Annotated in this window: 4 protein-coding genes; 2 read left to right on the forward strand and 2 right to left on the reverse strand. The window is 35.7% G+C overall.

Annotated features, from left to right (window positions below):
- Nucleotides 1–42: 42 nt before the first annotated feature.
- Nucleotides 43–777: a pseudouridine synthase gene (locus HMPREF2811_RS03935; RefSeq protein ID WP_071408196.1), complete on the reverse strand. Its 735-nt coding sequence runs from the start codon at nucleotides 775–777 to the stop codon at nucleotides 43–45.
- Nucleotides 778–1162: 385 nt separating this feature from the next.
- Complete coding sequence (locus HMPREF2811_RS03940; RefSeq protein ID WP_071408197.1) at nucleotides 1163–1990, reverse strand: metallophosphoesterase; 828 nt, start codon at nucleotides 1988–1990, stop codon at nucleotides 1163–1165.
- A 255-nt stretch (nucleotides 1991–2245) separates the two neighbouring features.
- Between HMPREF2811_RS03940 and HMPREF2811_RS03945 the strand changes: the two genes are divergently transcribed.
- Nucleotides 2246–3799, forward strand: coding sequence for a Ppx/GppA family phosphatase (locus HMPREF2811_RS03945; RefSeq protein WP_071408198.1), 1554 nt, complete (start codon nucleotides 2246–2248; stop codon nucleotides 3797–3799).
- Nucleotides 3800–4109: 310 nt separating this feature from the next.
- Entirely contained in the window at nucleotides 4110–6320 is a 2211-nt protein-coding gene (locus HMPREF2811_RS03950) for an RNA degradosome polyphosphate kinase (RefSeq protein WP_084801926.1), read from the forward strand.
- Nucleotides 6321–6358 lie beyond the last annotated feature (38 nt).

Here is a 6358-nt window from a genome sequence, read left to right on the forward strand (position 1 = left end):
TTTCGCCACCAACACTAAAAATTATAGATCCTTTTTTGTTTATTATATATGAATATCTTCCGATAAATATTGTTTAATTAATTGACGTTCATCTTGATTGAGTTCGCGATATTCACCCGGTTTTAACATTTGATCAAGTGAGAACTCGCCAAAGGTTAACCGTACTAGCTCAATTACTTTGACTCCTGCACTTAAAAACATCTTCTTCACTTGATGGTATTTGCCCTCTGAAATGGTAACCAGTGCTTCACTTTCCGTTGGCGAATGACGTAAAATAATCAATTTTGCAGGTTTGCATAAGGTATCTTGATCGATTATCACCCCTCTAGCAAACATTGCGACCGTTTCTTCATTAATATCACCATTTACTTTGACTCGATACTGCTTCTCCACATGATAATCCGGATGTAATAGGCGAAAGCCCAGTGGACCATTATTCGTCAATAATAATAATCCACTAGTATAGCGGTCCAAACGACCAATAGGATATAGGCCCTCTATTTGATCTTCAGCTCTCAGAAGGTCGATTACCGTCTGCTTCTGATCATCTTTAACAGCACTAATAACCCCTTCTGGCTTATACATCATATAATATTTTTCTGTTGGACTGACGATTTGTTGACCTTTGACCGTAATTTTTTGTAGCTCACTATCTATATTTTGTCTTAGTGAAAGAGCTTGGTAGCCATCAATTAAGATTTGGTGATCAGCTAACAATCGTTTTCGTTGATGTTTCGTTAATTGTAATGTTTTGATTAAAAATTTATCTAGTCTCATCTATTTCCTACTTTAATTATTGACACAAAAAGGCAGTGCCAACTCAACTTATTGCTCGTTAAATACCTAGTTGAATGACACTTATATTTATTCATTTTATCACTTTTATTGAAATGATTCGCTTTGATCGAAGTGATATAAATTTTGCGCTTATACTTTTCTTTTGGTCGTGGGTCTATTACATTCTGTTTTCACTTTTTTCATTTTGGTTGTAAATGTATCGCTATCGACCACTGACTTTTATGATTCATTTTAGCCTCATTTTTATCGCTATTAACCTTTGACTTTGATGATTCTTTTTAGCCGATTCTTTATCGCTATTAACCTTCTGGTATTAATTATTTGCTTTGGTCTAAAGGGTAACCTATTAACCCTATCAAACTGCTTACTCCTCCATCGGTAAGAAATCAACAATGACCACTTCTGGACGATTATAGAAGCGTGGTATATGGTCTAACTTTTGATTTTCTAAGCCACGACTGACAATTAATTTCGTTTGATTGAAATTATATTCGCCGCCTGCATATTTGGGAAATAACCCTTGATGAGGTGCGTACAATCCATTCATTAGACCCGGTATACGCCATTGTCCACCATGTGCATGGCTACTAAAAATAATATCGAAAGGATAAGCTAAGTAATCTTCAATTAATTCTGGTCGATGGGCTAATAAAACATTCACATAGGGTCCGGATTGGTGATTGTGCATTGCTTCGAATAAAGCGATATCCGGAGAAAGAAATTCTGGATCATCAATGCCGGTAATTTGTAAGGTGGTATCATTATATGTAAATAAACTTGATTCTTGCGCTAGCACTTCAATCCCTTTGGCTTCAATCATTTGTTTTACTTGTTCGCCTCGTTTCGTATAAGCTTCATGATTGCCTGTTACATAATAGGTTGGGTATTTAGCGACGATTTGATCTAAAAATAATTCCGCATGACTCTGAGGTAAATTTTCATCGACTATGTCGCCAACTAAAAAGACTACATCTGGAAATTCATTGTCAATTAAGGACATCAAGGTTGCTTGATCCTCACCAATTAAATTACTATGCAAGTCGGTAATGACAGCTGCTCTCACACCGTTGTTTACATTCGGATGTTGATATTTATAATGTTTAATGACTAATTTTTGATTGAGACCATTAGCTGCGAAAATGGCTAATCCGATTGTTGAAACAGCTAATCCCATTTTTGTTATAAATTTCATACAGTTCCACCTTCAATAATGGTATAATAAATACCATATAATATATATTCTAGATAAGAATATCATGTATTTTTCATGTTTACAAATTTTTTACAAATCCTAAATGGAGTGTCTGTCTGGCCTTCGTTATAATGAAGAAGGTTTATAAAAATAAGACGATTTATTTTTAAGACTTTACAAGGTTAGCAGCTATTACTCACTTTTTTATTATCCAAACTACCGATTTGTAAATGTTATTCAGAAAGGAAGTCCTATATGTATAATGAAAAAATTGGGTTAATTGATATCGGATCAAACACTATCCGTCTGGTCGTTTATGCGATTGACCGTCAATTTAATATCACTGAATTGCAAAACATCAAGACCCCCGCAAGACTTTCACAATACTTAGAAAAAAGCAAAAAATCCGTCCTGATGAACCAAACTGGAATTGATTTATTAATCGAAGTATTACAGTCCTTTAAAATCGTGGCTGATAAAGCCGGTGTTGATAAATTATTCCCGGTCGCAACCGCAGCGATTCGGCAATCTGATAACCGTGAGGATATTTTAGCTCAAGTCAAAAAACAAGTGGGCATCGAGGTCACCATTTTATCAGAAGAACAAGAAGCCACTTTCGGTCAATATGCGATTTTGCATTCCGTTGATGTACCAGATGGTATTACCATTGATATCGGGGGTGGCAGTTGTGAAGTGACGCTCTTTAAAAATAAAGAGATGGTGCAATTCCATAGTTTTCCTTTTGGAAACGTCACTTTGAAAGAACAATTTTTCAAAAATAAAAAGCATAATGATGCCAGTGCCATTGAAGCGGTGCGCAAATACATACGCGATCAATTTAAAAGCTTGCCTTGGTTGAAAAAAGCCAAACTGCCAATTGTCGCGATGAGTGGTTCTGCGCGTAATATCGCCTATGTGCATCAGCGTCTAAATGACTATCCGATTGCGGGAATTCAAGGCTATCATATGACAGAAGCCAATTTGAACCAAACCTTGGATTTATTTATGACCACCGATTTAGACGATATGGGAAATATTGATGGTCTGAGCAATGACCGAGTCGACATCATCATCCCGGCAAACATTGTCTTTTTAGAATTATTAAATATGGTCAAAGCTCCGATTTTCATTTTATCGAATCAGGGATTACGAGAAGGTTTTGTTCTAACCTATATTAATGAGCAGTATCATTCACCAATCGATGCACGCAATAATAAATTAAGAACGGTCCAACAAGTTGCTGATAAGATGAATATTTTACCTGAGGGTAGTATTTTGCGGGTTAATTACGCCATTAAACTTTATCAAGCATTGAGTGAAGCTGGTGTTATTCGCTACGATGACCAACTAAAAAACGAATTAGAATTTGCCAGCTATTTATATCGCTTTGGTTCAATGATCAGTTCAGAAGCTGATTCACAACATACCTTCTATATTATTTCCAATATGGATTTATTAGGCTTCTCGCATCATGATCGCTTACGATTAGCTTTACTAAGTAGTTTCAAGAGCAAATCCATGATGATGCGATACTTACGTGATTTTCCTGATTGGTTAACCGAGGACGAGATTAAAGAACTCTTAATTTTAGGAGGAATCATCAAAGTAAGTGATGCCTTAAATGATTCGCAAACACAACCGATTAAAGATTTAAACTTTATCAAAAAATCCAAAAACAAGTATCAATTAGTCATCTATCATACCGCCCCAGTAGTGGCGGAGGCTTACCGTACCAATCGCCATTTAAAACATTTAAGCCGCGTCTTAGATGGAAATTTAGAACTAAAATTTGTCGAACTTGAATCATAAGTGTTTAAAATTTTATTGAAGTCAACAATACAATCCCCTAGTCGCAACTGGTTAATGGATTGACTCATCTGAACGATTACTAACAACTGGTTAAAGACTGAATCATCCGCTCGGTTACTAGCAACTGGTTAGTGATTGAATCATCCGCTCGGTTACTAACAACTGGTTAAAGACTGAATCATCCGCTCGGTTACTAGCAACTGGTTATTGATTGAATCATCTCGCTTACTAGCATCTACCAAAATATGATTTTAAAGAATTGCTATCGAAGCTCTAGCACTTTTATTTGTTCGATAAGAAAGGAATTATTATGCCTAAACGTCAAAAAAAATCTGAAAAAATACAAAAACATTCTTTTAAAAAGAACGACTTTATTGTAAAAGATCCTTATGACTCACCTGATTATTATTTTAACCGTGAATTAAGCTGGTTAGACTTTAATAAACGCGTGATTGAAGAAGCCTATGATCAAAATAATCCATTTTTAGAACAATTAAACTTCTTAGCCATTGCCAGTTCAAATGCCGATGAATTTTTCATGATACGAGTGGCTGGTGTCTATGATCAATATAGTGCCAATGTCGAAATTGCAGAAAACAAAACGCAAATGACCCCTTTTGAATTATTGCAGGCAATTCGTAAAAAGAATGCTAAAAATATTGAATTACAATATAATCGTTATCATGAACTGGTTAAAATTTTACCTACTTATGATTATCAAATTAAACGCAGTGCTGAGTTAACACCAGAAGAATTAGTGATAGCGGAGCATCGTTTTAGACAATTAATTTTACCGACATTGTCCCCTATTGGAATTGATGCTTATCGACCATTTCCGCATTTAAGTAACAAAGCGATTAATATTTTAGTTAGCTTACAAAATGAAAAAGGCAATCAAATGACTGCCATTGTACCGATTCCTAATCTTGTCGACCGTTATATCACGATTGAAAATACCAGTACCAAAACATTGGTTTTCACTGAAGATTTAATTGTCCATTTTATCGATGAATTATTTAAAGGCTATCATGTGAATTTCTCATTACCTTTTAGAATTACACGTGATGCTGACTTTGATATTCGTGAAGAAGGAGCTTTAGACTTAATAATTGAGATTGAAGATTCCTTGAAAAAGCGTAAAAATGGAGAAGCCGTGCGAATTGAAGTCGATACCTCTATTTCAAAAGTCTATGAATCCCATCATTTAGATGTCTTAATGGATATTTTACAATTAGAAGATTTTGACTTATATCAAATTGCAGGACCATTGGATTTAACTTTCCTATTTAAATTACATGATCAAGTGGGTGTCGACCATCCAGAAGCCTTATATCCACCATTTGAGCCATTTTTAAATCCTGAACATACAGGTGAAAAATTATTTGATGCGATTCGTGAAAAAGACTTGTTCTTTAACCACCCATATGACTCATTCAAGCCGATTGTTTCCTTAATCGAAACAGCTGCCAATGACGAAAAGACAATTGCCATTAAACAAACCTTATACCGTGTTTCTAAACACTCACCGATTATCGCAGCCTTAAAACAAGCAGCCGAACGTGGCAAAGAAGTCACCGTTTTAGTAGAATTAAAGGCGCGCTTTGACGAAGAGAACAATGTCTTTTGGGCGCGCGAACTAGAAGAAGCGGGTTGCCATGTCTTATATGGTGTATCAGAATTAAAAACTCATAGTAAAATCACTTTAGTCATCCGCCGTGAAGAAGATAAAATTCAACGCTATGTCCATTTAGGGACTGGTAACTACAATGATAAAACCGCACGTATTTATACGGATATGGGAATTTTAACCTGTCATGAAGAAATAACTGAAGATGCGTCCAAATTCTTTAACCACTTAAGTGGCTTTACTGAAAGACCGCATTATAAACACTTACATGTGTCACCCTTTGAAATTCGGGACTCGTTAATTGATTATATCGATGAAGAAATTGCCTACCAAAATCAATTTGGTAATGGTCGCATTGTCGCTAAAATGAACTCCTTAACCGATAAAGAAATCATTAAGAAGTTTTATCAAGCAAGTCAAGCGGGAGTAAAAATTGAATTAATTATTCGAGGAATCTGCTGCTTAAAACCTGGCGTAGAAGGCATTTCAGAAAATATTCATGTCAGAAGTATTGTCGGACGCTTTTTAGAACATTCTAGAATTTACTTCTTTAATCGAAATGGTGCGCATCATTTATTCCTATCATCAGCCGATATGATGACGCGTAACATGGTTCGTCGCGTCGAGATTGAGTTTCCTATTTTATCAACAGAAATTGAGAAACAGATTATCGAGATCTTAGACTATCAATTAGCTGACACTATGAAAGCTCGTGAACTTCAAGTTGATGGCACCTATACCCGCCCCGACCGGACAATAGTTCAAAACAATTCTCAAATCCAATTAATGCGACTAGCTGAAAGCAAGCGTGAAGCATTAGTGCCGGCAGTAGCGGTGGTTGAAAACAAACCAATTTTAAGTTGGTGGCAACGTTTCGTTGCATGGTTCAAGTAAAATTAATTGGATCTATAATTTTTAGTGTTGGTGGCGAA

The organism is Globicatella sp. HMSC072A10 (genome assembly GCF_001811625.1).
In the GTDB taxonomy this organism is placed as follows: Bacteria; Bacillota; Bacilli; order Lactobacillales; family Aerococcaceae; genus Globicatella; species Globicatella sanguinis.

Coding starts and splice junctions, on each gene's coding strand:
- HMPREF2811_RS03935 (WP_071408196.1), bottom strand. CDS start 777: ATGAGACTAGATAAATTTTTAATCAAAACATTACAATTAACGAAACAT.
- HMPREF2811_RS03940 (WP_071408197.1), bottom strand. CDS start 1,990: ATGAAATTTATAACAAAAATGGGATTAGCTGTTTCAACAATCGGATTA.
- HMPREF2811_RS03945 (WP_071408198.1), top strand. CDS start 2,246: ATGTATAATGAAAAAATTGGGTTAATTGATATCGGATCAAACACTATC.
- HMPREF2811_RS03950 (WP_084801926.1), top strand. CDS start 4,110: ATGCCTAAACGTCAAAAAAAATCTGAAAAAATACAAAAACATTCTTTT.